34 protein-coding genes are annotated in these 23,962 nt (G+C 43.4%); 19 read left to right on the top strand and 15 right to left on the bottom strand.

Annotated features, from left to right (window positions below; translation table 11 throughout):
- Positions 1–201 precede the first annotated feature (201 nt).
- Positions 202–768: an elongation factor P-like protein YeiP gene (yeiP, locus tag Q4519_RS01655; RefSeq protein ID WP_232801477.1), complete on the top strand. Its 567-nt coding sequence runs from the start codon at positions 202–204 to the stop codon at positions 766–768.
- A 57-nt stretch (positions 769–825) separates the two neighbouring features.
- Here yeiP and ykgO read toward each other — a convergent pair whose 3' ends face one another.
- Both ykgO and Q4519_RS01645 read right to left on the bottom strand, forming a co-directional pair.
- Positions 826–972 carry a type B 50S ribosomal protein L36 gene (gene ykgO / locus Q4519_RS01650; protein WP_232801476.1) on the bottom strand — a complete coding sequence of 49 codons (147 nt, stop codon included), beginning with the start codon at positions 970–972 and terminating at the stop codon, positions 826–828.
- Entirely contained in the window at positions 972–1,238 is a 267-nt protein-coding gene (locus tag Q4519_RS01645) for a type B 50S ribosomal protein L31 (protein ID WP_232801475.1), read from the bottom strand. The genes ykgO and Q4519_RS01645 overlap by 1 nt, the downstream gene beginning before the upstream one ends.
- 206 nt (positions 1,239–1,444) lie before the next feature.
- Here Q4519_RS01645 and Q4519_RS01640 point away from each other — a divergent pair, with 206 nt between their 5' ends.
- The 4 genes from Q4519_RS01640 to Q4519_RS01625 all read left to right on the top strand — a co-directional run bounded on the left by Q4519_RS01640 (position 1,445) and on the right by Q4519_RS01625 (position 6,041).
- A complete protein-coding gene (locus Q4519_RS01640) occupies positions 1,445–2,059 on the top strand; it encodes a tetratricopeptide repeat protein (RefSeq protein ID WP_232801474.1) in 615 nt (204 codons plus the stop codon).
- Positions 2,060–2,289: 230 nt separating this feature from the next.
- Positions 2,290–4,788: a ribonuclease R gene (rnr, locus tag Q4519_RS01635; RefSeq protein WP_303508795.1), complete on the top strand. Its 2,499-nt coding sequence runs from the start codon at positions 2,290–2,292 to the stop codon at positions 4,786–4,788.
- Complete coding sequence (gene rlmB / locus Q4519_RS01630) at positions 4,785–5,540, top strand: 23S rRNA (guanosine(2251)-2'-O)-methyltransferase RlmB (RefSeq protein WP_232801472.1); 756 nt, start codon at positions 4,785–4,787, stop codon at positions 5,538–5,540. Before rnr ends, rlmB begins: the two co-directional genes overlap by 4 nt.
- 9 nt (positions 5,541–5,549) lie before the next feature.
- Positions 5,550–6,041 (top strand): GNAT family N-acetyltransferase, encoded by a 492-nt coding sequence (locus tag Q4519_RS01625; protein WP_303508788.1) that lies wholly within the window; start codon positions 5,550–5,552, stop codon positions 6,039–6,041.
- An 18-nt stretch (positions 6,042–6,059) separates the two neighbouring features.
- On the opposite strand, the gene Q4519_RS01620 is transcribed toward Q4519_RS01625, so the two are convergent.
- Positions 6,060–6,746, bottom strand: a complete 687-nt coding sequence (locus tag Q4519_RS01620) for an MOSC domain-containing protein (protein WP_303508786.1) — start codon at positions 6,744–6,746, stop codon at positions 6,060–6,062.
- A 177-nt stretch (positions 6,747–6,923) separates the two neighbouring features.
- On the opposite strand from Q4519_RS01620, the gene Q4519_RS01615 reads away from it, so the two are divergent.
- On the top strand, positions 6,924–7,511 hold the full coding sequence (locus Q4519_RS01615; protein ID WP_232801469.1) for a MarR family winged helix-turn-helix transcriptional regulator: 588 nt from the start codon (positions 6,924–6,926) through the stop codon (positions 7,509–7,511).
- A 48-nt stretch (positions 7,512–7,559) separates the two neighbouring features.
- On the opposite strand, the gene Q4519_RS01610 is transcribed toward Q4519_RS01615, so the two are convergent.
- The 4 genes from Q4519_RS01610 to Q4519_RS01595 form a co-directional block, all read right to left on the bottom strand.
- Positions 7,560–7,820, bottom strand: a complete 261-nt coding sequence (locus tag Q4519_RS01610) for a DUF2024 family protein (RefSeq protein ID WP_232801468.1) — start codon at positions 7,818–7,820, stop codon at positions 7,560–7,562.
- Between the two features lie 10 nt (positions 7,821–7,830).
- Positions 7,831–8,571 (bottom strand): hypothetical protein, encoded by a 741-nt coding sequence (locus tag Q4519_RS01605; RefSeq protein ID WP_303508782.1) that lies wholly within the window; start codon positions 8,569–8,571, stop codon positions 7,831–7,833.
- Positions 8,572–8,626: 55 nt separating this feature from the next.
- Positions 8,627–8,848, bottom strand: coding sequence for a hypothetical protein (locus Q4519_RS01600; protein ID WP_233052565.1), 222 nt, complete (start codon positions 8,846–8,848; stop codon positions 8,627–8,629).
- A gap of 370 nt (positions 8,849–9,218) precedes the next feature.
- The gene (locus Q4519_RS01595; protein ID WP_232801465.1) at positions 9,219–9,950 is read right to left on the bottom strand and encodes a YdiY family protein; all 732 of its coding nucleotides are present in this window, start codon (positions 9,948–9,950) and stop codon (positions 9,219–9,221) included.
- Between the two features lie 213 nt (positions 9,951–10,163).
- Between Q4519_RS01595 and rpsF the strand changes: the two genes are divergently transcribed.
- From rpsF to rplI, 4 genes are read left to right on the top strand one after another with little or no spacing between them, the layout of a single operon-like run.
- Positions 10,164–10,580: a 30S ribosomal protein S6 gene (gene rpsF, locus Q4519_RS01590; protein ID WP_232801464.1), complete on the top strand. Its 417-nt coding sequence runs from the start codon at positions 10,164–10,166 to the stop codon at positions 10,578–10,580.
- A gap of 3 nt (positions 10,581–10,583) precedes the next feature.
- Positions 10,584–10,892: a primosomal replication protein N gene (gene priB, locus Q4519_RS01585; protein ID WP_232801463.1), complete on the top strand. Its 309-nt coding sequence runs from the start codon at positions 10,584–10,586 to the stop codon at positions 10,890–10,892.
- Between the two features lie 11 nt (positions 10,893–10,903).
- Positions 10,904–11,131, top strand: coding sequence for a 30S ribosomal protein S18 (gene rpsR / locus Q4519_RS01580; protein WP_119910532.1), 228 nt, complete (start codon positions 10,904–10,906; stop codon positions 11,129–11,131).
- 13 nt (positions 11,132–11,144) lie between these two features.
- The gene (rplI, locus tag Q4519_RS01575) at positions 11,145–11,597 is read left to right on the top strand and encodes a 50S ribosomal protein L9 (RefSeq protein WP_232801462.1); all 453 of its coding nucleotides are present in this window, start codon (positions 11,145–11,147) and stop codon (positions 11,595–11,597) included.
- Between the two features lie 162 nt (positions 11,598–11,759).
- Here rplI and crp read toward each other — a convergent pair whose 3' ends face one another.
- Complete coding sequence (gene crp / locus Q4519_RS01570) at positions 11,760–12,398, bottom strand: cAMP-activated global transcriptional regulator CRP (protein WP_232801461.1); 639 nt, start codon at positions 12,396–12,398, stop codon at positions 11,760–11,762.
- 267 nt (positions 12,399–12,665) lie between these two features.
- Here crp and Q4519_RS01565 point away from each other — a divergent pair, with 267 nt between their 5' ends.
- Positions 12,666–13,070: an OsmC family protein gene (locus Q4519_RS01565; RefSeq protein WP_303508775.1), complete on the top strand. Its 405-nt coding sequence runs from the start codon at positions 12,666–12,668 to the stop codon at positions 13,068–13,070.
- 36 nt (positions 13,071–13,106) lie between these two features.
- Here the strand turns inward: Q4519_RS01565 and Q4519_RS01560 are convergent, their stop codons facing one another.
- From Q4519_RS01560 to Q4519_RS01540, 5 genes are all read right to left on the bottom strand, one after another.
- The gene (locus Q4519_RS01560) at positions 13,107–13,976 is read right to left on the bottom strand and encodes a phosphoribulokinase (RefSeq protein WP_232801459.1); all 870 of its coding nucleotides are present in this window, start codon (positions 13,974–13,976) and stop codon (positions 13,107–13,109) included.
- A gap of 73 nt (positions 13,977–14,049) precedes the next feature.
- Complete coding sequence (locus Q4519_RS01555) at positions 14,050–14,289, bottom strand: YheU family protein (protein ID WP_232801458.1); 240 nt, start codon at positions 14,287–14,289, stop codon at positions 14,050–14,052.
- Entirely contained in the window at positions 14,286–15,260 is a 975-nt protein-coding gene (locus Q4519_RS01550; RefSeq protein WP_303508773.1) for a hydrolase, read from the bottom strand. The genes Q4519_RS01555 and Q4519_RS01550 overlap by 4 nt, the downstream gene beginning before the upstream one ends.
- Positions 15,261–15,264: 4 nt before the next feature.
- Positions 15,265–15,534 (bottom strand): GrxA family glutaredoxin, encoded by a 270-nt coding sequence (locus Q4519_RS01545; RefSeq protein WP_303508771.1) that lies wholly within the window; start codon positions 15,532–15,534, stop codon positions 15,265–15,267.
- A gap of 121 nt (positions 15,535–15,655) precedes the next feature.
- A complete protein-coding gene (locus Q4519_RS01540) occupies positions 15,656–16,597 on the bottom strand; it encodes a hypothetical protein (RefSeq protein WP_232801455.1) in 942 nt (313 codons plus the stop codon).
- Positions 16,598–16,754: 157 nt separating this feature from the next.
- On the opposite strand from Q4519_RS01540, the gene Q4519_RS01535 reads away from it, so the two are divergent.
- The 5 genes from Q4519_RS01535 to Q4519_RS01515 all read left to right on the top strand — a co-directional run bounded on the left by Q4519_RS01535 (position 16,755) and on the right by Q4519_RS01515 (position 19,441).
- Complete coding sequence (locus Q4519_RS01535) at positions 16,755–16,955, top strand: hypothetical protein (RefSeq protein WP_232801454.1); 201 nt, start codon at positions 16,755–16,757, stop codon at positions 16,953–16,955.
- Between the two features lie 81 nt (positions 16,956–17,036).
- Positions 17,037–17,672: a carbonate dehydratase gene (can, locus tag Q4519_RS01530; protein ID WP_303508943.1), complete on the top strand. Its 636-nt coding sequence runs from the start codon at positions 17,037–17,039 to the stop codon at positions 17,670–17,672.
- Positions 17,673–17,916: 244 nt separating this feature from the next.
- On the top strand, positions 17,917–18,225 hold the full coding sequence (locus tag Q4519_RS01525) for a cytochrome c (protein ID WP_232801453.1): 309 nt from the start codon (positions 17,917–17,919) through the stop codon (positions 18,223–18,225).
- 89 nt (positions 18,226–18,314) lie between these two features.
- Entirely contained in the window at positions 18,315–19,172 is an 858-nt protein-coding gene (locus tag Q4519_RS01520; protein ID WP_232801452.1) for a DMT family transporter, read from the top strand.
- Between the two features lie 74 nt (positions 19,173–19,246).
- Positions 19,247–19,441, top strand: coding sequence for a DUF4250 domain-containing protein (locus Q4519_RS01515; RefSeq protein ID WP_232801451.1), 195 nt, complete (start codon positions 19,247–19,249; stop codon positions 19,439–19,441).
- A gap of 64 nt (positions 19,442–19,505) precedes the next feature.
- On the opposite strand, the gene Q4519_RS01510 is transcribed toward Q4519_RS01515, so the two are convergent.
- Both Q4519_RS01510 and Q4519_RS01505 read right to left on the bottom strand, forming a co-directional pair.
- Positions 19,506–20,156 carry a DsbA family protein gene (locus tag Q4519_RS01510; RefSeq protein WP_232801450.1) on the bottom strand — a complete coding sequence of 217 codons (651 nt, stop codon included), beginning with the start codon at positions 20,154–20,156 and terminating at the stop codon, positions 19,506–19,508.
- 69 nt (positions 20,157–20,225) lie between these two features.
- Positions 20,226–20,420, bottom strand: a complete 195-nt coding sequence (locus Q4519_RS01505) for a hypothetical protein (RefSeq protein ID WP_232801449.1) — start codon at positions 20,418–20,420, stop codon at positions 20,226–20,228.
- A gap of 258 nt (positions 20,421–20,678) precedes the next feature.
- On the opposite strand from Q4519_RS01505, the gene Q4519_RS01500 reads away from it, so the two are divergent.
- From Q4519_RS01500 to nrdG, 3 genes are all read left to right on the top strand, one after another.
- Entirely contained in the window at positions 20,679–21,011 is a 333-nt protein-coding gene (locus Q4519_RS01500) for an HI1450 family dsDNA-mimic protein (RefSeq protein ID WP_232801448.1), read from the top strand.
- 288 nt (positions 21,012–21,299) lie between these two features.
- Positions 21,300–23,420, top strand: coding sequence for an anaerobic ribonucleoside-triphosphate reductase (gene nrdD, locus Q4519_RS01495; RefSeq protein ID WP_303508763.1), 2,121 nt, complete (start codon positions 21,300–21,302; stop codon positions 23,418–23,420).
- Positions 23,421–23,429: 9 nt separating this feature from the next.
- Positions 23,430–23,897: an anaerobic ribonucleoside-triphosphate reductase-activating protein gene (nrdG, locus tag Q4519_RS01490; protein ID WP_303508760.1), complete on the top strand. Its 468-nt coding sequence runs from the start codon at positions 23,430–23,432 to the stop codon at positions 23,895–23,897.
- Positions 23,898–23,962 lie beyond the last annotated feature (65 nt).

Raw genomic sequence — 23,962 nt, 5'->3', positions numbered from 1 at the left:
GAATATTCAGTGTCGAATGCTGTTAGTATGTGGTTGACTCTTTCTACCGTCACACTGGCTAATAGAGTTTTAGCGCGAGTAAATGATGTGTTTTGTCATCTAACGATGAAAAATCACCACAAAGCTTGCACAAATTTATACCCACAAAGCAAAATCCTGATTAATATATCCGCCAAATTACAATCCTAGGAGTTGGGTAAAATGCCTAAAGCGAGTGAAATCAAAAAAAATATGGCCATTGAGTTTAATGGCGATGCTTATATTGTGCGTGATATCGAGCGCTCTGTGCCTCAAGGGCGCGCCGGCGGTAGTATTTATCGTATGCGTATGTACAGCGTGGGGACTAACCATAAGCTTGATCAGTCGTTTAAAGATTCAGAAATGTTGACGTTAGCCGATTTAACACGCCGTCCGGTGATGTTTTCTTATGCTGATGGTAACGAGTATGTATTTATGGATAACGAAGATTACTCATCTTACAGCTTCAATAAAGAAAACATTGAAGATGAACTGTTGTTCATTGATGAAGAAACGAAAGGGTTGCAAGCCATCATAGTGAACGACGCGCCAGTTGCGATTGATTTGCCAAGTAGCGTTGAGTTAGTGATTGCTGAAACAGAGCCTTCATTAAAAGGTGGCTCTGCAACCGCTCGTACTAAGCCTGCCACGTTAACAACTGGCTTAGTGGTGCAAGTGCCTGAACACATTGCGCAAGGCGACAAAATTAAGATTAACGTTGAAGAGCGTAAGTTCAGCAGCCGCGCTTGATTTCTTCAGTTAACGCTTGGTTTACCGCTTCGTGATGCGGTAAACCTATTGATTATATTAACCTTTACGTTTTTTGGTGCCGCCCTGCACTGCTTTAAATCTTGGGTTACTCTTACAAATGACATACAAACGTCCGCGTCGTTTGACTATCTGACAGTCTCGGTGGCGTTGTTTGGCTGATTTTAATGAGCTAAGTACCTGCATTATTTTTCCTTACCTGTTGATTTTGTAAAACCAAAACGATGGTTGAATTTGGCAATACGCCCTTCAGACTTAACTAAGCTTTGCTTGCCTGTGTAGAAAGGATGAGATTCACTGGAAGTATCTAGGTAACAAACTGGATAGTGCTTGCCATCGTGCCACTGCATGGTTTGATCGCTTTTGTAAGTTGAGCGGATCAAAAATGAGTGATTTGCGGAAGTATCGTGAAAGATAACATAGTCGTAGTCGGGGTGGATATTTGCTTGCATTGTCTCTTACTTATGTTGTGATGTTATATTGTAACAATAATGCAAATGATATCTATTATCAATAAGTTTTTGTTGGCTTATTACTTGCATTAGTTACTTGTGACGTGTTTGCAGTCAGCTCTACTGAACGCATGCTATTGCCGTTTTAAGGTTAAGATTACCAAGGCGGTGCCGATATACTTGACTGAGGACGTAAGGATTAATTTATGTATAAGTATTTATTAGGGTTGTTTTGCTGTAGTATTTTTACCCTGCAAGCCGCGCAAGATTATGAAGTAGTGCAATTGTACACCCAAGATGAGTTGGTAGTGTTGATTAATAAAAATCAGCATTTAGCTCGGGTAAAGAAAGATGAGTGCCAATTGGTGCAAGATATTGAAGCTCATGCGACTAAGGTGCAAGAGCCTAGTTATCAATTTCTTTGGGGCGATATGCTGGCGTGGGGCGTGTGTGTCGACAAAGATCCAGAGCTTGGCGTTTATTTTATGTGGCAAGCGGCCAATCAAGGTTTACCTGCGGCACTAGAGCAGCTTGGTCGATATTATGTCAAAGGCACATTAGTGCAGCGCGATATTGCTAAGGCGATGCCATTGTTACGAGAGTCTGCTGGTTTAGGTTTTTTGCCGGCGCAGCTGCAATGGGCTGATTTATTAGTAAAAGGTAATGGTAGCCCGAAAGATTATGAAGAGGCTTATCGTTTACTACATCATGCAATTATTGGTGATAAGAAAACCTACCAGCAGGCAGCTAAAATTCTCAAGCAGTTGAGTCAGAAAATGCCCGCTAACATAGTAGCAAGAGCGAAACGAATAGCACCGTAATTTGCTTCAGGTTACTTAAATAAAGAACAAAAAAATAGGGAGCGTCCTGCTCCCTCAATAAGGAATATAATGCTTTACCCTATTAAGATTAGCTGTTGGTAAAGGTTTTATCCTGAAATAAACTTACTATATTTTCTTGCCTTTTATTCATTTCTGTTTTCGCGTATTTTTCATTCAAAAAACAAGGGATTCGGATATACTGGCAGGTATTCCTTCGAGGAGAAGAGCACATGTCACAAGACCCATTTGAAGCGCGCGAAGCGCAGAAATACGATAAACCCATTCCTAGCCGTGAATTTATTTTGAACCTGCTTGAAAAGCTTGGCAAACCGGCCACTCGAGATGAGTTATTTAAAACATTAGAATTAAGCACCGATGATGATTACATTGCATTGCGCCGCCGTTTAAAGGCGATGGAGCGCGATGGTCAATTGGTCTATTGTCGCAATGCGAGTTATGCCTTACCGGACAAATTAGAACTGGTAAAGGGTAAAGTAATTGGCCACAAAGATGGCTTTGGTTTTGTTAAACCAGAAGAAGGCGGGGTTGATTTATTCTTACCGCCAAAACAAATGATGTCGCTATTTCATGGCGATTACGTGCTGGTTCAACCAGTAAAAGTCGACGCTCGCGGTCGCACCGAAGCGCGTTTAATTCGTGTGTTGGATGACACTCCGATACAAGTAGTAGGGCGCTTCTTCTTGGAAGATGGTGTCGGCTTTGTGGTACCTGACGACAGCCGTATTGCGCAAGATATTATTGTCCCTACCGAGGTGCGAAATGGCGCTCGTCACGGCCAAGTGGTAGTGACTGAAATCACCACTCGCCCACGTCCTCGTGTTAATGCTATTGGTAAGGTAATTGAAATTCTTGGCCAAAATATGGCGCCAGGGATGGAAGTAGAAATTGCTTTGCGCACTCATGATATTCCGCACAGCTGGCCAGATGGTATTGATAAAGAGCTAAACGTATTTGGTGATGCTGTGCCTGAGCATGCCAAAGTTGGTCGCGTCGATCTGCGTGATTTACCGCTAGTCACCATAGACGGTGAAGATGCCCGTGACTTTGACGATGCGGTTTATTGTGAGAAAAAACCATCGGGCGGTTGGCGTTTATGGGTCGCCATTGCTGATGTTAGCTATTATGTGCGCCATGGCAGTATTTTAGATAAAGAAGCGTTAAATCGCGGTAACTCGGTTTATTTCCCTGACCAGGTTATTCCTATGTTGCCGGAAAAGCTCTCCAACGGTTTATGTTCACTTAACCCTCAAGTTGATCGTTTGTGTATGGTATGTGAAATGACCATTTCTGCGGCAGGTCGTTTGTCGGGTTACAAGTTTTACGAAGCGGTGATGAACTCCCATGCGCGTTTTACTTACACCAAAGTGGCAAATATTTTAGACGGCGATGAAGCCTTACGTGAGCAGTATTCAAGCCATGTAAAACACTTGCACGAGCTACACGCGATGTATCAAGCACTGAAAAGTGCGCGTCATATTCGTGGTGGCATGGAGTTTGAAACCCAAGAAACCCGTTTCATTTTTAACTCGCAACGCAAAATTGAACAGATAGTGCCTTTGCACCGCAATGATGCCCATAAGATCATCGAAGAATGTATGATCCAAGCCAACGTCTCGGCGGCGCGTTACATTGAAAAAATGGAAGCTCACGCGTTATTTCGGGTACATGAAACGCCGGGTGAAGAAAAGCTGACCGGCTTTAGAAGCTTTTTAAGTGAGCTGGGTTTAGAGCTACGTGGTGGCCTAGAGCCGCAGCCGCGTGACTATGCTGATTTGGCAGATAAAATTAAAGAGCGCCCTGATGCTGAGCTGATCCAAACCATGCTGCTACGCTCAATGAAGCAAGCCGTGTATCAAGATGAAAACGTCGGCCACTTTGGCTTGGCACTTAAAGAATACGCGCACTTTACCTCGCCTATTCGTCGCTACCCTGATTTGATCTTACATCGCGCCATTAAGTTCCAATTGGCGAAAGAGGTGAAAAACCCTGGCCATCGTTGGACCGATACTGGCGGTTACCATTACCTTGAAGAAGATATGCCAATCTTGGGTGAGCAATGTTCAATGACCGAGCGCCGTGCTGACGATGCTACCCGCGATGTAGCGGACTTCTTGAAATGTGAGTACATGCAAGATCACGTTGGTGATGAAATGCAAGGCACCATCGCGGCGGTGACTAACTTTGGCTTCTTTGTTCGTTTAAATGACTTGCACATCGACGGCCTTGTTCACGTTACTTCTTTACCGGGAGATTATTATCAGTATGATGCCGGTCGACAAGTGATGCAGGGTGAGCGCACCGGTCGCGTGTTCCGTATCGGTGATACCTTGTCGGTTAAGGTGCTGTCAGTCAATTTAGACGATAAGAAAATTGATTTTGAATTAGCAGGTGAAGAAGGCGGACGTCGTCGCTCTGGCCGTAAACCCAAAGCCACTAAAGGCGACGACAATACAGCCAAGCCGAGCGGTAGAAAACCTCGTGGCGGCAGTAAGCGCGGGGGCGATAGACAGCAAAACAGTGCAGGGCAAGATAGGCCTGCCAGCGAGCAAGCTACGACTGAAAAGACAACCGATAAACCTATCAGGCGCAAAGGTAAAGGCAAGGGTCATAGCATTGAGCTAGCATCCGGTAAGCCGAAAAAGAAAAAGACAGTTAAAAAGTCTAAGCGTGTGGCTAAAAACAAAAATAAAGCGAAGAAAACGAAATGAGCAAATCTGAATTAATCTACGGCATTCATGCCGTAGAGGCGACACTAGAAAATAACCCTGAGCGTATCATTGAAGTGTACGCTCTAAAAGGCCGCCAAGACGAACGTATGTTACCGATTATTCAAGGTTTACAACGCTTGGGTGTGTCGGTGCAATTCATGCAGCGTAAAGCATTGGATGATAAAACCGATGGTGGTCAGCATCAGGGCATTATTGCACGCGTGAAAGCAGCGCCGGTGCTCAACGAAGGTGATTTAGATGACATCCTGAAAGCTAATGATGGCTCTGCCTTTTTATTGATTTTAGATGGGGTTACCGACCCTCATAATCTAGGCGCTTGTTTGCGTAGTGCGGATGCTGCGGGCGTGCATGCCGTCGTCGTACCAAAGGATAAATCAGCAAGCTTAACACCCACGGTGCGCAAAGTAGCATGTGGTGCAGCGGAAAGTATTCCACTTATTCAGGTTACCAATCTTGCGCGAACGTTGCGTGAGTTAAAAGAAGCCGGTGTATGGTTATATGGCGCGGCGGGTGAAGCAACACAAACTTTATACGAAACCAAACTTACTGGCCCTGTTGGCCTAGTAATGGGCGCCGAAGGTGCGGGTTTACGCCGACTAACACGTGAACATTGTGATGAGCTAATTAGCTTGCCAATGGCGGGCTCGGTATCAAGCTTAAACGTGTCGGTGGCGACCGGTATTTGTTTGTTTGAAGTGGTGCGCCAGCGCGCGGGTTATCAAGCTAAGTAAACCGGTCTTATGAATAAGGGCTTATCACACCAAATAAAGTGGCAGCTTAGCCACTTTTCACAATTTACTGCCTCCCAGTGGTATCAAGTTGCAGCACTGCGGATGGCGATATTCGTGGTTGAGCAAGATTGCCCTTATCAAGACTTAGATGGGCTAGATTGTCATCCAGATACGTTGCATTTATCCGCGTGGCAAGGTGATGAGGTGGTCGGGTATTTACGTATTTTGCCGCCCCATACTGCCTATCCGCAAGCCTCTATTGGTAGAGTGATTGTGGCGATGCCCGCGAGAAATATCGGCTTAGGTCATCAATTGATGGCGCGAGGCGTGACGGCTGCAAAGGCTCACTTTAATCTGCCTTTTTATCTTAGCGCACAGACCCACTTACAAGGTTTTTACCTGCAGCACGGTTTTCAGATAGTCGGTGAGCCTTATCTAGAAGACGGCATCCCTCACATCGGTATGATGCTTGATTCGCCAAAAAACGCATCGGCAACATAGCTTAATGAAGCCTGCTGGTTAACCTAAGTTGAAGCCGAACAAACGGCTGTTCCAGTCTTCCACTTTACTTGTTTCTAAGCGCTGCTGTGCTTTAACCTTCCAGCTTTCTGAAAGCGCACTGCACGCTACTAGTTGCTGTAGAAAAGCCTCATTCAATGGGTCATTAAAGAACCGCCACGCGACTTCTTTCACGGTCAACTCGGGAAAGGCTCTCGAAATTAAGCTCAGTTGTGTATTTGGCGCGATGTTTCCAGGCTGTAAAACGCGCAGTAAATAACCCGCTAAGCCATTTACTTGAAGTAATAAAGCCATATTAGGAATGGCAAAGCGGTGATTCAACTTAAAACAAGGCGATCGCGGTTGGCTGACCTCTATCACTGCGTCGCCTAATTGAAACACGTCGCCGATGCAGACCTCTGTTTCAGTCAGCCCTTGCGCCGATAAATTTTCACCGAACGCTCCAGCTTTAAAGCAATTTCGTTCTGGATAGCTGCGCTGCCATGACAAGTAATGCTCTACAGGGTAGAGGTGTAACGCTCTATCAACACCGCCGTGATGCTTAGTGTCTGCTTGCTGATCGTTGGCGAGTCCCAATTCAGACAACCAAGTTGGCTCTATAATTGGTGCTTTCTTGATCGCACTGGTTAAGCTTGTTGTTAATGGCTGGATAGTGCCAGACAGCACAGTTACGTTAGTTGTTAGCATTTATGTGGGGTTCCAAAAATCAGACCTTTACCTGAATAGTTACAAGGAAAAGAATCAATAACATGACGACATTCCTTTCATTGACGGGCTTAGTTCAGATGCAAATTGGTGTCAATAACCATCATGGTGCTATACTAACGGAGTATTGTTTCGATTAAAAACTTAAAACAGGTATCCATGGCAAATACGATTAAAACTTGTGATTTATTAGAGCGGTTAAGTACTTTATTTCGCAATGAAGTTAGGCAGGCTGGATTAAGTCATGGCTTACATCCTGTGCACTTGGAAGTGCTTTACTACTTGAGTCGTTGTAACTTATTTAGTGATACACCAGCTGCGGTCAAAGATTTCTTGGGTACCACCAAAGGAACCACATCACAATCGATTACATTACTCGAAAATAAAGGTTATTTAACTAAGACGAAAGACGCACAAGATAAACGGGTTTATCACTTAAGCTTGACCGATGCCGGTAAGGACATTGCTGACCAAACTATGCCTCCTCCGAGTTTACGACACGCTCTTGAACGTTGCTCAAATGATCAAAGTAGTACGTTAGAGCAACAATTAGAAGCCTTGTTGATAGATATTCAAAACGAAACAAGAAATGTTAGCTTTGGGCTGTGTAAAACATGTATTCACCATGCCCCTAAAAACCAAACCCTTTTTCTGTGTCAGCTGACCCAAAAAGAATTACCGCGTAAATTTGGTGAATTAATTTGTCGCGAGCACCAGTTAAAAGTTGTTAGTGACAATGGGGCTTAACCCCCATTGTCACTTTACTCGCTTTATTATTATAAAGCGTCACACCTGTTAAGCTGGACAACCTTCTAGTTTATAGATGGCGTAACCTTGTTTTTTAATGGTGTCATCGTATTCAGGTAGTGAAGCAGCGCTATGGCAAAACGAGCAACCACCACTGCGAATTTCAGCGCCTTCTTCACCTATTTCAGACAACCATTTTTGTGCGATAGTTAATGCTAATTCCGCATCTCGTGTAGGCAGCAGCACATCAAAATGCAAACGCTTGCCTGCGGCGGTATAAGCATAAGTATCAAATACGTGAACGGACATTAACTATCCCTTACTTTTTAGTAACCACTTTGCCCGGTAATGATAAATCACCCGAGGCTACGTCGTTCACTGCTGTGACACACAATAGCGGGTTATGTACACTATCGTTCACTTGCAATACCGCTGTTACCGCATCAAACTGGAAGTCTTCTTGGAAAGAAAGATCTTTCGTTGGTACTTCTACCGATACTTCATTTTTGACAAACTCAGGTGTGTAACCAGGGCTATCAATGTAAATCGGCAAACCTGGCCAAGTCGCAGGCAACGCAGGTGTTTGACCTTCAGGAATATCTTTCACTTTCAGGCCGCCGCCACAAGACTCATCTTTGGTTAAAACTACCCAGTGTGAATGCCATTCGTTGCCATCATTGGCTTTATCGCCATCTAAGTTTTCATCAAACTTTGGTGTATCATCAAAGTCTGGGTGCGCGGTTACTGCTAACGCTAAGATCCCTTGACCTTTCTCAAAGCCTACCGCTTCTGAATCCAGATTGGTTGGCCATACATAGCTGTAAACTTCTGAGCCACCCAATTTACCGATTGCTTTCGGTTTGGTTTGGCCCAGTTTATCTGTTACTTCCGCTTGGAAAGTTAATGAGGCCGCGTTTTTAATGATTTTTGCGTGTGTCAGGTCAAATTCACTCGCTATTTTAGCATCGGATTTGCTCATAATATGACCTTGATGATCACCGTCAGCAAAGACCGCTGCGCTTAATACCAATCCCATGGCTGTCACTAGGTATTTTTTCATTGTCGCTTTCCCTCTTTTAATAAAAAAGGGCAGCAAACTGCTGCCCAATGGCCCATTAAGCTTTGAGATCTGCCAGTGAAGCACCGAAGTTAATGTGGAAGACACCACCATTAAGCAGCACTGCTGGTACAGATTTAATACCTGCTGCTTCCGCTTCAGATAAACGCTCAGGCTGTTCGCCTAAGTGAACAATTTCAGCATTCAATGCTTTGGCTACTTGTTGTTCAGCTTCAACACAAATCGTACAACCAGCATGGTAAAAAATAGGTTTGGTCATGGTCTGTCCTCATTTAAGTTATTTGTAATTTTGTTTCGTTTCGAAACATTTATTACTATAGGTGGCTAAAGTTTTTTGTCAAATTGTTTCGAATAAAAACTTTTTATTCTTTAGCGGGGGATAGTTGAGAAGTGTCAAAATATAAGTTAGCCAGCCTAATCCTTACTTTGCGCAAGGTAGCTTGTGGTTCACTGCACGTTATATTGGCCTTAGCCGCCTGTGTACATCAATGCACTAGCTTTTTGTATTGCTCTGCTCAAGAGCATGGTTTTACTGTGTTGGGAGAGCTTTGCTTTGAGGTGGCATTCCTCATATAGGTATAATGCTTGCTAGATCGATTGGCTTTATTTGTTGAGACAGTGAATTGACATCAAAATAGATAACGAACATTAATTTTGTTGGTGAATTCGTTGTTAACTGCGCCAACTGGTACGTTTTTGGTATAGGTATTGCTGAAGCTAAATACCAAGGATAGGTCGTTTAATATTTTATTCTCTAATTTTGCATCAATATTGGAGATGGTATTTTTGTTGCCGGTTTCGAGTGATGTATCAAGATAAAACTTGATGCTCTCAGTGAAAGAGCGTTGGTACTTTATAACGCTGCGAACAATCCCTTCTTTCTTTTTAGTTTGGTCTTGTAGTGTTTTTTGTGGCTCTGAGTATCGATAACCAGGACCAATTTCTAGGCTAAGTTTGTGCTCATTTTCGTCAAGGAAAGTTTTACCGTATCCACTGGAGTAAGTTTGTTCTTTGGCGAAGCTGGCAAATTTATGCTTTTTAAGATCAACGCGTAAAAATATATAATCTTCATCAGAGAGGGCGTAATCACCTTGTAGTTGTATTCGACCTCTTTTGGTGTAAGGCACGCCGTCATCGCTTGCGTAGTCAAAGTTGTATTCAATATGTCCGGTTAAATCGCTATCGGCATCGTAATCTATGATGAGCACGCTGTTTAATGCGTGAGTGGTTTTGTTGCCTTTGTCATACATCCAGCCAAATTCAATAGATGATTGCCAAGGCTCGATGGGATCATCATATTCGGGAGGAACAATCGCAAGCGAAGAGAAACTGCAAAAAAATAAAACGAAAAGCGCGCGCATTGATTACCATGAAATCGAAAGTTTTACCTATTTTAGAAGGCTTTATCTGCAAAAAAAAGCTTTTATACAAGGCGTTTATTTCCCTTGTGTATCTGCCTGTTGCTCTGTATAATTTGCGACCTTAAATCAGTCATCACCCTTTTGTTCCTTGCTTCTGACGGTACCAGACTGAGCCGCACACAGAGGCTGATTAAACCCGTAAGGATCAAGTAAATGCGTCATTACGAAATCGTATTTATGGTTCACCCTGATCAGAGTGAACAAGTTAACGGCATGATCGAGCGCTACAGCGCGATGATCACCGACAATGGCGGTACTATTCACCGTCTAGAAGATTGGGGCCGTCGTCAATTGGCTTACCCAATCAACAAGCTACACAAAGCACACTACGTTCTATTAAACGTAGAAGCTGAGCAAGCTGTAATCGACGAACTGGAAACTGCTTTCCGTTTCAACGATGCTGTGATCCGTAACATGATCATGCGTACTAAAGCTGCTATCACTGAAGTTTCTCCAATGGCTAAAGCTAAAGAAGAGCGTCAATCACGCGATTCTCGTCCAGCTTTTGATTCTGCTGCTCCACAAGCGCAAGCGGAAGAAGCTCCTCAAGAGGCTGCCAGCGAAGAGTAATTTGTGTCAGAAAACTGTTTGCAACTAAGCGGTGAGTTAATTAGCTCTCCTAAGTTGACTAAAAGTCCGGCAGGCATTGTTCATTGTAAGTTTAAAATGAAACATGAATCGCGGCAGACAGAAGCCAACTTAATTCGCCAATGCTTTTGCATTATGCCCATAGTAGTGGCGGGCGAGATGGCAACACAGGTTTCAAATCAAATAGAGAAGGGCAGTAAAATTAAGGTGAGTGGATTTCTCGCTAGCCATAAAAACCAAAGTGGTAATGGTGAATTGGTTTTACATGCTCAGTACATTGAGAAAATTATTTAAGGATCAGGCAAATGGCACGTTATTTCCGTCGTCGTAAGTTCTGTCGCTTTACTGCTGAAGGCGTAAGCGAAATCGATTACAAAGATGTAGTGACTTTAAAAAACTACGTTACTGAAAGTGGTAAAATTGTACCTAGCCGTATTACTGGCACACGTGCAAAATACCAACGCCAGCTAGCTCGTGCAATCAAGCGCGCACGCTACCTGTCTCTTTTACCATACACTGACTTACATCAGTAAGAGGGGAAGTGACATGGAAATTATTTTATTAGACAAAGTTGCTAACCTAGGTACGCTAGGTGATCAAGTTTCTGTTAAAGCTGGTTATGCTCGTAACTTCCTTTTCCCACAGGGTAAAGCGGTTCCTGCAAACAAAGCAAACACAGAGAAATTCGAAGCACGCCGTGCTGAGCTAGAAGCTAAAATTGCTGCAGACCTATCAGCTGCTGAGCAACGTGGCGAGAAGCTAAACGCACTAGAAGCGGTTGTTATCGCTTCTAAAGCGGGTGAAGAAGGCAAATTATTTGGTTCTATCGGTACTCGTGATATCGCTGATGCAATTACTGCAGCTGGCGTACAAGTAGTGAAGAGCGAAGTTCGTCTACCAGAAGGTGTTCTACGTAACACTGGCGAATACGACATCGCAATCCAAGTACACAGCGACGTAACTGCAACTGTTAAAGTTTCAGTAGTAGCTGCAGAGTAAGTTTTACACTTACTTCTTAAAAACCGGCTTAGGCCGGTTTTTTTATGCCTGAAATTTGCCAAAAAGCGAACAACGTGAATGCCAGACATAAAAAAACGAGGCTTAAGCCTCGTTTTATACCACCTTGCTAGTATTGGCTAACCCAAGTTAATGGGTGCCGAATTAACGGGTACCGAATACCACAATGGTTTTACCGTGAGCTGAAATGAGGTTCTGCTCTTCCAGCATTTTCAGAATGCGACCGACAGTTTCACGAGAACAACCCACGATTTGGCCGATTTCTTGACGGGTAATTTTAATTTGCATGCCATCTGGATGGGTCATTGCATCAGGCTGTTTAGCTAGGCTTAACAGAGTTTGTGCAATACGACCAGTTACATCTAGGAAAGCCAAGTCGCCTACTTTTTGACTGGTTTCCTGTAGGCGAGAGCCCATTTGGCTAGAAAGGCGCATTAGAATTTCAGGGTTTACCTGAATCAACTGACGGAATTTCTTGTAAGAAATTTCAGCCACTTCACATGGAGATTTTGCGCGGATCCAAGCGGTACGAATTGGGTTTTCTGATTCATCAAACAAACCTAACTCACCCATAAAGTCTCCCTGGTTAAGGTAAGACAGGATCATTTCTTTGCCTTCTTCATCCTTGATTAACACAGCAACCGAGCCTTTTACGATATAGTAAAGAGTTTCAGCTTTTTCGCCAGCATGGATCAATGTGCTTTTAGAAGGATACTTGTGGATATGGCAGTGCGACAAAAACCATTCTAATGTCGGATCTGCTTGAGGTTTACCAAGTACCATATGTGTTCCTCTATTCTTATATTTACCGCTTCAATCTGGTTGCACCTGCAGCAAGACATCATTAGCAGTGAGCTATTTTAGTTAACGCATGATAGCATAAAAGCCTTGTAATCATGCTGCAAGTCTTGATTGATAAAGTTATAAAATTAGCGCTGGATCAGCTTTTTAGATTGATTTTGATCTAATTGTCGATTTGAACTAGCTCAATGTTTAAGAAAAAAACCAAGCTTAATCATCCTATTGTCACAATAAGTAAATGAGAAATATATGCAAATTAAAGTGGAGTGGTCGCAGGCCTTAAAATTTGTTGGTCAATCGTCGAAGGGACATCAAGTTTTAATGGATGGCAACAGCGGCACCGACGGAGCCAGCCCAATGGAGTTAGTACTAATGGCGATTGCTGGCTGTAGCTCTGTAGATATCGTTTCAGATTTAAAGGACGCGAAGCAGAAAATCCAAGGTTGCGAAGTTGGTGTGACAGCCGAGCGAGCTGAATCGGCACCGAGGGTTTTCACTAAAATTGATTTGTTATACACGGTAACGGGTACTGACGTTGACGCGAGTATAGTCGACAAAGCGATTAACGCCTCAATGGAAAAGTATTGCTCGGTTGCTAAAATGCTTGAACCAACAGTAGAGATCAATGCTCGCTTTGAAGTTAAAACCGCGTAAATAGGTAGTGGGCTCGTCTAAGATGAGCCCGTTAATTTAGGCGATTTTACCCGTTGCCATTAGTTGACGGATTAACGGCGTTAGTATTAGCTCCATGGCAAAGCCCATTTTCCCGCCTGGTACGACTATGGTATTCATACGTGACATATACGCATCATCAATCATCGAGAGCAGGTAAGGAAAGTCCATGTTCTTAATACCGCGAAAGCGGATCACCAGCAAACTTTCATCCAGTGATGGGATGTTCTTAGCACTAAAGGGGTTAGAGGTGTCCACCAAGGGCACGCGCTGAAAGTTAATGTGTGTGCGTGAAAACTGCGGTGTAATAAAATTAATGTAGTCATCCATTGAACGAACAATTGAGTCTGTTACGGCTTCTCTAGAATGGCCGCGCTCAGATGTATCGCGCACTAATTTTTGGATCCACTCCAAATTTACAATTGGCACCATCCCTATCAGAAAGTCCACATGCTGAGCGACATCTGTATTACCATCGCAGACTGCGCCGTGTAAGCCTTCGTAGAATAATAAGTCAGTGTTGTCTTCGAGTTCTTGCCATGGGGTAAAGGTGCCTGGCATTTGATTGTAAGGCACAGCTTCATCAAATGTGTGTAGATAGCGACGAAATCGACCTGTGCCCGTTTCGCCGTATTCCTTCATGAAATGTTCTAGTTGTTCAAAGTCATTCGCTTGTGGGCCAAAATAACTTATATGCTTACCTTGTTCACGGGCTTTACGGATTGCAACATCCATTTCAGGGCGGGTATAGCGGTGGAAGCTATCCCCTTCCACAAAAGCGGCCTTGATGCCAAGCTGACGAAAAATTTGGGCGAAGGCTAAGGTTGTGGTGGAAGTGCCTGCGCCTGATGAACCGGTAATGGCAATAATGGGATGCGTGGCTGACATGGGAGAACCTTATCCAATAATGAGATAACAAATAGATAAGCAGTGTATGTAAAAAAAACGTGTCAGGAAATGGTTAACTTAACATTGCTGAATTTTCTTCACTAACTTGGTCTTTTGGTACGATATTTACGGACTCGTGTAATTCGGAATAAACGATGACGACTCGGCCTGATTCAAGCTGTGCTCTCACTTGCAGAACTTTCTCGGCCAAACTAATATCTTGTTCACCGTACTCCGTGCCCTCTTGTAGGACAAAATGTTCAATCAATTGCTCTAATGTTTCGGCGCTGATATCTTGGTAGGGAATGATCATATTGTGCTCTTGCTGAATTGGCTTAACCATGTCGGAATGGTTTGTTCTAGCCAGAATGTGGGGCGTTGGATGTTACCTTGAACAAAGCCAACATGACCACCTTTTTTACTGATCGCCAGTTCAACTAAAGCGGAAACTTGATCTGGCCGTGGAATAACTTCGGGCGTCATGAAGGGGTCATCTTTAGAATGGATAAGTAAGCATGGTGTGTTGATGTCCGTTAACTTATCAAATGCACTGCATTTTTGATAATACTCTGCGGCGCTGGCAAAGCCGTGTAATGGTGCCGTAATGGTTTCATCAAAAGCGTGGAACGTTGTCAGCTGAGCAGTATTGGGGACGGGAAACTCGGCCAAGGCGCCTGTACTAACTTTATTATTTAAATTTTTCTTCATGCGACTTAATAAATGATGCTGGTAAACACGCGAGAACCCTTGTTGCAGTCTCGCTGAGCATAAATCAAGCCGCAGTGGCGCCGAAACGGATACTGCCGCTATCAGGCCAGATGCTTGGGGCTCTGCCAGTAGGTTTAGCAGCATGTTGCCGCCAAGGGAATAACCTATCGCCATTAAAGGATGGGCTGGATATTGTTGTTGCAGCCAATTGATTAAAAAACGAGCGTCAGCGGTTTCTCCGCTGTGATAACTGCGGGCGCGTAAATTTGGCCGACCACTGCAGCCTCGGAAGTGCATCAGCAAGCCTATCCAACCTGCTTTCTTGAGTGCACTCATCATCCCTTGCGCATAAGGTGAATTGATTGACCCCTCTAAACCATGAAAAATAATCACAATCGGCTTATTAAAGTCCGCCTGAGGACGCTCGGTCCAGATCAGGTCTAAAAAATCATGATCGGGCGTGGTTAAGGTTTGATGTTGCAAAGGCAAACGAAACTGCCGATTGAGAAACGTCGGCAATAACGTTTGTAAGTGTGCATTAGCACACCAAAGCGGCGCTTGGAAGGTATCAACCACTCGATTAATCTTCTTGATAAAGGCCTAGGTTTTCTTTTGCGTAGGCTTCAAATTCGGTGCAACCGCCGATATGGCTTTGATCTAAAAATATCTGTGGTACGGTTTCTACTGGTTTACCTACGGTTTTTTCCAAGTCCGCTTTACTGATGCCTTCAGCATGAATATCAACATAACGGAATTTAAAATCATCTCGTGATTCGGTGAGTGTTTCAGCAATCTCTTTTGCACGTACGCAATAAGGGCAACCTGGGCGACCAAAAATAACAGCTAACATAAAATTTCCTCTCAATGTTTATTAACTTAGCTATAGCATAGAGGAAAATGGGATAGGCTTACATTGGTTTATTTCAGTTAGTTCAATAGGTATTAACTATTGAACTAACTGCTGTGCAGACCTAGATGTTGTTAAACAGCACCTCTAACCTTAGGGTGATAGAAACTTCATCGTGTCGTTCTAGTTCTTCTTCTTTGGGCCACTCAACGGCAGGGGTGAGCTCATAAAAAAACCACTTTCGGAAAATACTTTGTCGATACCTAACCGCCAGTCGTTGGTTAGAAAGGTAGTGATAAGGTTTCGTTTTACCTTGAACACTTGCCTCATAGCTGAGAGCTTGAGTGTCAGAGATAAATTGATAGAGAGTTAAGCCTGAGCCTAATTCTGCGCCATTAAAGCTGGTTTCTACCTTGGCGAAATTAGTCCAGCGCAGTAAAAAAGTGTCATTGATTTTGTGATCTAAATCGAGGTCAGTCTTGCTGCCTGTATCGCTTTTTTTCTGGTAAATTTTTTGTGTAATACGGCCATAAGTATCAGCGGTGAATGGGTAAGTGTAGCGATAACGTGCTTCAATACCTGGGTGTAAGCTGACTTTAAAATTCAAACTGGAGCGTTCTTTAACAAACCAGTCATAGCGTAAACCGAACGTATTTTTTGTGTCGTCACTGCTATTAGGAAAGAGATCGGCAACTTTATCGTCAGCATCGCTTTCAAATACTAACTTTAATCGTTTAGTGGCTTTGGGAATGTGTACTCGAGCAGAGAGTCGTGTCTTATATGTAAAGCCTTCGCCTTCGGTTTGCTTAAAGTCATTATACCAGCGCACCATAGTGCCCGCTCTAGAGTCTTGTGTTACGCGCTCATCAACAAAGAAATCATCGAACCAAAGAGCTGGTTCACAAAGCTTTGAATTTAGGTAGTCATAGGTTTTGTCCAGCATGGTGCTTTCTTGGCTTTCATACAGACAAGGACTTTTTTCTTCTACACTGAGGTCGTCAGCTAACGTCAAGTAACTGACAGGGGCTAATAGTATGATGCTGAGCATGCGGGTTAAATTACACAAAGGACTTCCTTGGTCTTATTTGTTCTTCTATCAAGTATAACACTGCCTCAAGTAGGGTTTTTAATATTTAATTGCGATGGAATAAGCAACTTGGAATAGTTCATGCTTTTTAAATTGTAGTATTTACAAAAAGCTGGTGATGGCTGCGGAGGATAATATGTCTCATCTAAACTGTCAGCGCTTAAACGAACACTTTAATCGAACCCTTATTGCCGGTTTAACTCTGATTAGCATTTTATTGGATGGATGGTTTGCTGATGCCATGACAATGGCCGCGGTACTGCTGTGGCTTTGGTTGCCAGAATGGCAAACATGGTTTAAAAATCATTCCATTAAAACGAGTAGTCTTAAGCTGTGATTTATTATTTGCTTTGTATCAGTGTTTGGTTACTCTAGGTGCGCTAAATTGGCCGAAGAAAGTAGAGATGAGGAACGAAATGTGGATTTATTAGGGCATCTGCTTGAAAATAATGAAGATTGGGCTGAGAGAATTAAGGCTGAAGATCCTGCTTTTTTTGAAACGTTAGCTGCGCAACAAGCGCCAGAGTACTTATGGATTGGCTGCTCTGATAGTCGTGTTCCGGCTAATCAGTTATTGGGGTTGCTTCCTGGCGACATTTTTGTTCATCGTAACATTGCTAATCTAGTGGTACATACGGACTTAAATTGTATGTCTGTGATCCAATATGCAGTGGATGTACTTAAAGTTAAACACATTATTGTCACAGGCCATTATGGCTGCGGAGGCATTAAAACGGCACTGGAAAATACTTCTCACGGTTTGATTGATTATTGGCTGCGTAATATTAAAGATACTTATCAAAAGCATCGTCGTAAATTCAATTCTCAGATGACTCAAGAGCAACGCGTCGACTATTTATGCGAACTGAATGTGATTGAGCAAGTAGAAAATATCTGCCACACCAGTATCGTGCAGCAAGCATGGCAAAGAGAGCAAGAGTTAACCGTGCATGGCTGGGTTTATTCCATTAAAGATGGCTTACTGAGAGATTTAGATGTCGCCGTATCGAACAAAAAACAACTAGAGAAAATCTATCGTATTGAGGACGTTTAACTTCTTCCTTCGCTTTAATTTGCTGCTGAATTTACTCGTTTTGATGCTATCGACTAGCACAAGTTGCGGCTAAGCTTGGCTAAGTGAGGTCAGCTTGGTCAAACATCACCTTAGCAACGTACTGACTAGACTGGATGAGCGTAGTCTAAGTTTATTTGATCTTAGTCCGTATCGCTTATATATAAACTGCTAATATGATTAAATATTTGGCCGTAAATACCAGAGCAATGTGAAGGAAAATAAAATGAAAAAACTACTAATCGGGCTTTCTTTATTGGCGTGTGTGCCAACGCTTGCGACAGCAGGAGATGCCGAAGCCGGTAAAGCCAAATCAGCAACGTGTGTTGCTTGCCATGGTGCAGAGGGGATTGCTGCCGTACCTGTGTACCCAAATTTAGCGGGGCAAAATGAGGCTTATCTTGTTTCGTCTCTGAAAGCTTATAAGTCTAAAGAGCGCAATGGCGGCATGGCTGCGGTGATGCAAGCTAATGCGGCAGCGTTATCCGATGAAGATATTGCTGATTTAGCGGCATACTATTCTTCTTTAAAGTAACAGGGTATGTATCAGTAAGCTCCTTTACTGTTTATCTCTTTGTTAACGGGCTATGATGGCTTTTTTGCTTAAGTTCATAGCCCTTTTTTATGCCTTCCTCGATTCAAATAAAATTCTTACTTCAGCTACTACTAACTTTAACCTTGTTTGCTGCTAACTCCATTTTTTGTCGTTTTGCCCTTGCTAGTGGTGAAATTGCTGCCGCTGAATTTACTGTGTTACGCCTTATTTCAGGGGCTTTCACTTTATGGGGGTTAAGTTTCTTATTTGCTTCATTAGGCAAGGAACAAGCCTCAGGAAGCTGGGGAGGAGCGGTGGCATTATTATTTTATGCGGCTGGCTTTTCATTTGCCTATGTTCAGCTAGATGCCGGTGTCGGTGCGCTAATTTTATTTGCCCTGGTTCAGCTGACGCTATTCTTAATTAATTTTCGCCAAGGTTATATTGCCAATCTCTTTGAACTGGCTGGGATGTTATTAGCTATGGTGGGGCTCGCTTATTTGTTATTGCCCAGTTCATCAGCGCCAAGTCTTTCCGCTGCCTTACTGATGGCTTTGGCTGGTATTGCTTGGGGTGTTTACACCTGGCTAGGCAAAGGCGTAAAGCACCCGGTAGTAATGACAAGGCAAAATTTCAGTCGGGCAGCGCTTCTGAGTTTAAGTTTGCTACCTTGGTTTAATTGGACCGAAATGTTATCGATTAACGGCATGGTGTTGGCCTGTTTATCTGGCGGGTTGGCTTCAGGGTTAGGATATACATTATGGTATCTGTTGTTACCGAGTATTCCAGCAGCGCAAGCGGGCTTGTATCAGCTTAGTGTGCCCATTATTACTGCAATACTTGGTATCGTGTTATTGGATGAATCATGGACATTACCCTTGACCATCTCTAGCTTGTTGGTGATTGGCGGTATTGCGATTGCGATGTTAAAACGTGGCACTGATTAGGCAATGGCTATTTTATCGCTTTTTCTAATTTAAGCTAAACTCAAAGTAGCGCTATAGAAAGAGGAGGTAAAGTGATGGATTTAAGTCGATTTCATAATATGGATAGTCACATTCTACTTAGCATTGTAAATGAACAGCTACGCATCGAATGTGAAGATTTAGAAGATTTGGTCGGGTTGTTTGATATTCCTCGCGATGGCTTAGAGCAGAAACTCTCATCAATTGGCTATCAGTATGATTTTTTAAGTAATCAGTTTAAGGCAAAATAAGACTGATAGCGTTTATTGTGATAAGACCAAAGGGGCTGTTAGCCCCTTTGTTGTTTTGCAGATTTTATTCTGTTTTGTCATCTGCTTTTTCGTTCTTTAAGCCTTGCTCAATATTTTCAATACCTTCGCGAATGGCATCGGCAGTGGCATAACCTTGTGCCAGTAAAATCATTCTATCCTCGGTTGAGTACACTAAGGTCGGGTAGCTAAACACTTGCCATTGGCGAGACAGTTCAAAGTCCTGTTGTGTTGCTTCAATCATGGCGGGGCTATTGAATAACTCTAAAAAGAAGTCTTGCTCTAACCAAGGGCTAGCTAACTCTGCCAGTACCTCGGCCTGGGTAATGTCCTTATTATCTTGATAGAAAGCTGTTTGTACCGCAAGTAGATAGTCAAATTGGTGGGCTGGGCTGGCTTCACCTAATAAAGTGACTGCGCGGCAAGCAGGCTCGGTATCGTAAACAAATTGATCAACCCGATTAAGTATTTCAGGGTTAATTTTTTGTCCTGTTAACTGCTCAACTTTTTGCCAGTGATGAGAAAGCATTTCGGCGAGGGAGGCGTCTAGTGGTTGCGCGTCTTCACCTGTGCGCAAACCGCCCATGACAAGTTCAAATGGATAGTGAGGTAGCTGTTGTTTTAACTGCTGCAGCTGAGTGCTAAAACCAAAGCACCAGCTGCACATAGGGTCGGCAATATAAATAATTTTGTTCATGGTTTGTCAGTATTAATGGACACAGATAGCGCAGCATAACACTGCCTGCATTGAGTCTCCACCGTCAGCTCAGCTTGCTATAGATGGCTCAGTTTCGGTCTCTTCTGGTTGAATGAGTTTTATTTGAAAACCCCAGCCATTCCAGATGTTGCCATCAAAATCTCGGATCGTCACTTCATCGGTTTTCTGGTTGAAAAACGTAATAATTCCAGCGTGTTGTATAGATTGACCCACCAGTGAATAAGCTGCTATTTTACCTATCATAATAACCTCCTGTGTGACGAACTAAGATTAGTATAGGCGAGAAAGCCAAATAAAATAGACAACAAATTGACCATAAATGCCAAACTGACGCTAAGTGTTTTTGCCCCTCTCGCGACAAGCTTGTGGGCTCTGGTCTGACAGAAATTCAAGTAAAAAAAATTATTTTTAAAAATTTTTTCGCCACCATTTCGACGTGGTATTTTTGTTTCTTTGCAATCCTTGTCATGGTCTAATGCGCCTTTATTGAAGGGGATTAATATGACAGACAAAAACCAACTAACGCCAGATGAGCTGATTGATGCCGCCTACGAAATTTTCTTAGATTTAGCCTGTGACAATTTAGACCCTGCTGACATGATCTTACTGGCGGCACAATTTGAAGAGCAAGGTGCAGCCGATTTAGTAGCCGTTGGCTTTGACTGGGATGAGCATGTTGGTTTTGAAGTAGACGAAGATAATTATGCAGAAGTAGTTGTTGGTTTGGTGGATGAAGACGATGCCCTAACCGATATTTATGCACGTTTGCTTATTAGTAAAGACCAAGATGAAAAGTTCTGTCATATCTTATGGAAACAAACTGAACAGGAATAGGTAAAATTATAGCGTAAAAAGAATACGCTAAATCAGCATAATTTTGCTTGATATTTTGCGAAGCCAAGAGCGAAAAGCCTTGGCATCAATGCAAGACAAAAAACAAAAACAATTGTCAAACTTGACGTTAATCTCAAATAGTAAAAAGCCAGAAATATCCTCTTTTTCAGTTGATCTAGATCAACACGCTAAACAGCAATTTTACGCCTAATACACAATATCTAGTGTTTCTTAAATACATCTTGCCCACATTTAGTGTGAGGCCTTCTCTTGTTAGGAGTTTCCGCCTTGAAACCTGTCGTCATAAAGCGCGATGGCGCGCGCGTGCCATTTGATCTAAATCGTATTAAAGCTGCGGTGCTGTGCGCCATGGAAAACGTGTTAGAGCCCGATGAACATTATGCTCAAACCATCGCAGAAAATGTCGAGCAAGAATTGGCACAGCGCTATGAAGTGGACATTCATGAACTGCAAGACACGGTTGAAAACCAGTTAATGGCCAGTGACTATAAAGAAGTGGCGCGCCATTACATTGAATACCGCCACGATCGTGATTCAGTACGTGAGAAAAAAGGTCGCCTAGCAACAGAAATCCGCGGCTTGATTGAGCAAAGTGATGCATCGATCCTCAATGAAAATGCCAATAAAGACAGCAAGGTAATCCCAACACAACGTGATTTATTGGCTGGTATTGTGGCAAAGCACTACGCCACGCAGCATATGTTGCCCAAAGAAATCGTCAAAGCGCATCAAAGTGGTGAAATTCATTATCACGATTTAGACTACGCGCCATTTTTCCCGATGTTTAACTGCATGCTAATCGACTTAAAAGGCATGCTGACTCACGGCTTTAAAATGGGTAATGCAGAAATTGAAACACCTAAGTCTATTGCGACCGCAACTGCAGTCACTGCGCAAATTATTGCGCAAGTGGCCAGCCATATTTATGGTGGCACTACTATCAATCGCATTGATGAAGTCTTAGCGCCGTATGTTGAGGCCAGCTATGAGAAAAACGTCGCGTTAGCGCAGCAATGGCAAATACCTGATGCTGAAGGCTTTGCTCGTAGTCGCACCGAAAAAGAATGTTACGATGCGTTCCAGTCATTGGAATATGAAGTGAACACCTTACATACCGCTAATGGCCAAACGCCGTTTGTCACCTTCGGTTTTGGTTTGGGCACCAGCTGGGCAGCGCGCTTAATTCAAATTTCTATCTTAAAAAATCGCATTGCTGGCTTAGGTAAAAACAAAAAGACGGCTATTTTTCCAAAGTTAGTGTTCGCCATTAAAGGCGGCTTGAACCATCAAGCGGGGGATCCTAATTACGATATTAAGCAACTGGCATTAGAGTCTGCCTCAAAACGCATGTATCCTGATATCTTAAATTACGAGCAAATAGTGCGTGTAACTGGGTCGTTCAAAACACCAATGGGTTGCCGTAGTTTTCTAGGTGTTTATGAAGAAGATGGTGAAATGATCCATGATGGGCGCAATAACTTAGGTGTGGTTAGCTTAAACCTGCCACGCATTGCTATTGAAGCGAAAGGCAGCGAGCGTCGTTTTTATAAGATTCTAGACCAGCGTCTAGCCATTGCCAAAGCGGCATTAGACTCGCGCATTAGCCGCTTAGAAGGGGTAAAAGCCCGCGTGGCACCGATCCTTTATATGGAAGGAGCTTGTGGTGTGAGGTTAAAGCCTGATGATGATATTAGTGAGATTTTTAAACATGGCCGCGCTTCTATTTCATTAGGCTACATTGGCTTACATGAGACAGTGCAAGGGTTATACGGCAGCGACACTCATGTCTACGATGATGAAGTACTGCGGGAAAAAGCCCTGAATATAGTGAGAACCCTGCGCGCTGCAACGGATCAATGGAAAAATGAATCAGGCTATGGTTTTAGCTTATATAGCACACCAAGTGAAAACCTATGCAGTCGCTTTTGTAAGTTAGACACCAAAACCTTTGGTGTGATTGAAGGCGTGACCGATAAAGGCTATTACACCAATAGCTTCCACTTAGACGTGGAAAAAAAGGTTAACCCATTTGATAAGCTCGATTTTGAGTTGGCTTACCCCGATATCGCCAATGGTGGTTTTATCTGTTACGGCGAATACCCGAACATGCAGCATAATTTAGAAGCGTTAGAAGACGTATGGGATTATGCCTTTGAACGCGTGCCTTATTACGGTACCAATACACCGATAGATGAATGTTACGAGTGCGGCTTCAATGGCGAATTTGACTGTACCAGTAAAGGTTTTACTTGTCCGTCTTGCGGTAATCATAACCCCGCAACGGTATCTGTGACGCGCCGTGTTTGTGGTTACTTAGGTAGCCCTGACGCAAGGCCATTTAATGACGGCAAGCAAGAAGAAGTGCAACGTCGCGTTAAGCACCTTTAAGCTAAGCTGATGCATTATCAAAAGTATTACAGCGTGGATGTTGTGAATGGGCCTGGTACCCGTTGTACCTTGTTTGTGTCGGGTTGCGAGCATGCCTGCAAGGGCTGCTACAACCAAGCGACTTGGCGCTGTGATGCTGGGCAGCCTTTTGAGCAAGCCATGGTGGAAACGATCATTAATGATCTTAACGATCCTAGGATCAAACGCCGTGGCTTGTCCCTTTCCGGCGGCGACCCGTTGCACCCGAATAACCTTGATGCGATTTTAGATCTGGTGCAGCAAGTAAAAGCGCGTACCCAAGGCAAAGATATTTGGTGCTGGACGGGCTATACCTTAAGCAACTTAAGCCCAGCGCAGCAAAAAGTAGTGGAGCTGGTGGACGTGCTGATAGACGGCCCGTTTGAGCAAGAGCTGGCCGACCCGAGCTTAAAATGGCGCGGCAGCAGTAATCAGATCATTCATACTTTGAGTGAGTAGGCTGAGTTGGAAGGTGAACTTGTCGCTAGCAGCCGCCTGTAGGTTTTGTCTCATAACTTTGCTTA

Origin of the sequence: Motilimonas sp. 1_MG-2023, assembly GCF_030547455.1 — a bacterium.
Taxonomy (GTDB): Bacteria; Pseudomonadota; Gammaproteobacteria; order Enterobacterales; family CBDFNC01; genus Motilimonas.
This window is presented reverse-complemented; position numbering and strand designations above follow the sequence as displayed.